The following is a 2,508-nucleotide window of genomic DNA, read 5'->3' on the forward strand; positions in this document are numbered from 1 at the left end:
CGGCTTGGCGTCCTCGCCAGCGTCTTCCGGCGGCTGCATGACCTGTTCAGCCGTCGCCTCGGAGAAAACTGAGCCGTCGTCACGATGTTCATAGCGTGAGTCAACGATCGTTACCGGCCTCTCGGACGTGCCACCACTTCGCAGTAGAAATTCCTCGCTGCAGCAAATTTCGTACACGCGGTCAATCGGCTGAGCAAAGTCACGCTGTTCCGTCTTCGACGCACTCATACGTGCCATTCTTTCATGAAGTCACACGGGCATGCCGAACACACTGGCACGAATGCACTAACAGCAATTTCTACTGATTGTGCTGCCATTTCGCCGGACGCTTTTCAGCAAAAGCCGACATCCCCTCCTTCTGATCAGCAGTGGCGAACAGGCTGTAAAAGCTCTCCCGCTCTGCACGAAGGCCCTCAGATAGCGTCGTTTCAAAGGCTCGATCCACAGCATTCGTCGCAGCGCGAAGAGCTGTAGCGCTGAAACCAGCAACTGTTTTCGCCACCTCATAAACATCTTCGGTAAACGAGTCAGCGGGGAACACCCGGGAGACCAAGCCGCAGCGTTCGGCTTCGTCGGCACGCATCGGCCGACCCGTTAGCACCAAATCCATCGCCTTCGCTTTACCGATTGCCCTGGTTAAACGCTGAGTACCACCGAGGCCGGGAATAATTCCCAGCGTGATTTCCGGCTGCCCGAAGCGCGCGGTTTCCGAGGCCAACACAATGTCGCCGGTCATGGCCAGTTCGCACCCGCCCCCCAACGCGTACCCCGACACCGCGGTAATGATTGGCGTATCGACCTCGCGCAGGCGATCGAGCTCGCCGAACATCCGTCGTTCCCTGATCTCAGGAAAAGTGCGGTCCTTCATCTCTTTAATGTCTGCACCCGCGGCGAAGGCCTTCTCAGAGCCGGTTATGACGATCACGCCGACGGATGGATCGGTATCCAAACTCTCAACGGCATCCACCAATTCACGCACTAACGCCGCATTGAGCGCATTGAGCGCGCGCGGACGATTCAGCGTCACCGTCGCTACGCGATCATCCTGTGACACCAGCACCGTCTCGTAATCGGCCAAATCGGGCTGAACCGTCGATTCGCTGGCTTTATTTTCACTATTCTTTTCGCTCATTGTCGACGGGTCCTCCGCGTTGTTGCTCGCGTTACTGGCCATGTATTTTCCACCTCAGCGTTAGTACTTAGTGTTAGTGACATGTTCATCTCAACTGGATTGTTGCGCCAGATCCCTGTTCCAGATCTGTGGCCATCGAAGCCTCGGTGATCCAGTTGAGGACTGTGGGGACGATCCTAACGTGAGGTCCGGACACACGGGACGAAACGTAGTTTTCGTCCTCAATAGGTGTTCGCACTTTACAAACTCGGTGCATATCCGCTCAGTGCACATTCGCGCGTTACAGACCGATCTGTCTGTTTATTTCGGGGAAGAAAGCGTAAACTGACGAACGGCGAGGGACGACATCTACGATTCCCTCAGCATGCAGCGAAAATAAGGTCTGTAGCCATTGGGCAAGGACCGGTAAGAAATCACGAATTGGAGATTCACCCATGTCAAACGTCTATGACAATGTTTCCGAACTCGTCGGCAACACGCCACTAGTTCGACTGAACTCTCTCACCAAAGACCTCGACGCCGAGGTCCTCGTGAAGCTGGAGTACTACAACCCCGCAAACTCGGTGAAGGACCGCATCGGTGCAGCAATCATCGACGCAGCCGAAGCCGATGGTTCCCTCAAACCCGGCGGCACCATTATTGAAGCAACATCCGGAAACACCGGCATCGCCCTCGCCATGGTCGGTGCCGCGCGCGGCTACAAAGTAGTGCTCACCATGCCGGAATCCATGTCGAAAGAGCGTCGCGCACTCCTCCGCGCACTCGGTGCGGAACTCGTCCTCACTCCGCCTCCATCAGGCATGCAGGGTGCCGTCGACAAGGCTCAAGAACTAGCCGATAGCACCGAGAACTCCATCTTGGCATCACAGTTCACCAACCCGGCCAACCCTAAGAAGCACTACGAAACCACCGGGCCTGAGATCTGGAACGACACCGACGGAAACGTTGATGTTTTCGTTGCCGGTGTTGGTACTGGCGGCACCATTACCGGCGTCGGCAAGTACCTGAAAGAACAAAAGAGCGACGTCAAAGTTGTTGGTGTTGAGCCATCCGATTCTCCGCTGCTCTCTGAGGGCCGCGCGGGGTCTCACAAGATCCAGGGAATCGGAACGAACTTCTACCCGGAGACGCTCGATCGCGACATCCTGGACAATGTGTTGACCGTCAGCTTTGAGGACGCCGTTTCGACGGCACAGGCGGCGGCCGCGAAGGAAGGCATCCTCGGCGGGATCTCCTCCGGCGGTAACATCTGGGCTGCGCTTCAGGAAGCGAAGAAGCCGGAGAACAAGGGCAAGACCATTGTGACTGTGGTGTGCGACTTCGGTGAGCGCTACATCTCCACGCCGCTGTTCGAAGGACTTCGCGACGACTAAAGC

General features: G+C 56.7%; 3 protein-coding genes. 1 reads left to right on the plus strand and 2 read right to left on the minus strand.

Annotation, left to right across the window (positions count from 1 at the left end; translation table 11 throughout):
* On the minus strand, positions 1-228 hold a 228-nt coding region (locus tag Q3981_RS09980; protein WP_303125842.1), incomplete at its 3' end, for a DUF2505 family protein.
* A 70-nt stretch (positions 229-298) separates the two neighbouring features.
* Entirely contained in the window at positions 299-1,174 is an 876-nt protein-coding gene (locus tag Q3981_RS09985; RefSeq protein WP_303125845.1) for an enoyl-CoA hydratase-related protein, read from the minus strand.
* A 392-nt stretch (positions 1,175-1,566) separates the two neighbouring features.
* On the opposite strand from Q3981_RS09985, the gene cysK reads away from it, so the two are divergent.
* Entirely contained in the window at positions 1,567-2,505 is a 939-nt protein-coding gene (gene cysK / locus Q3981_RS09990; RefSeq protein ID WP_303125846.1) for a cysteine synthase A, read from the plus strand.
* The last annotated feature ends 3 nt before the right edge of the window (positions 2,506-2,508 follow it).

The sequence above is a fragment of the Corynebacterium sp. genome (genome assembly GCF_030530965.1).
Classification (GTDB): domain Bacteria; phylum Actinomycetota; class Actinomycetes; order Mycobacteriales; family Mycobacteriaceae; genus Corynebacterium.

Coding starts and splice junctions, on each gene's coding strand:
- Q3981_RS09985 (WP_303125845.1), bottom strand. CDS start 1,174: ATGGCCAGTAACGCGAGCAACAACGCGGAGGACCCGTCGACAATGAGC.
- cysK (WP_303125846.1), top strand. CDS start 1,567: ATGTCAAACGTCTATGACAATGTTTCCGAACTCGTCGGCAACACGCCA.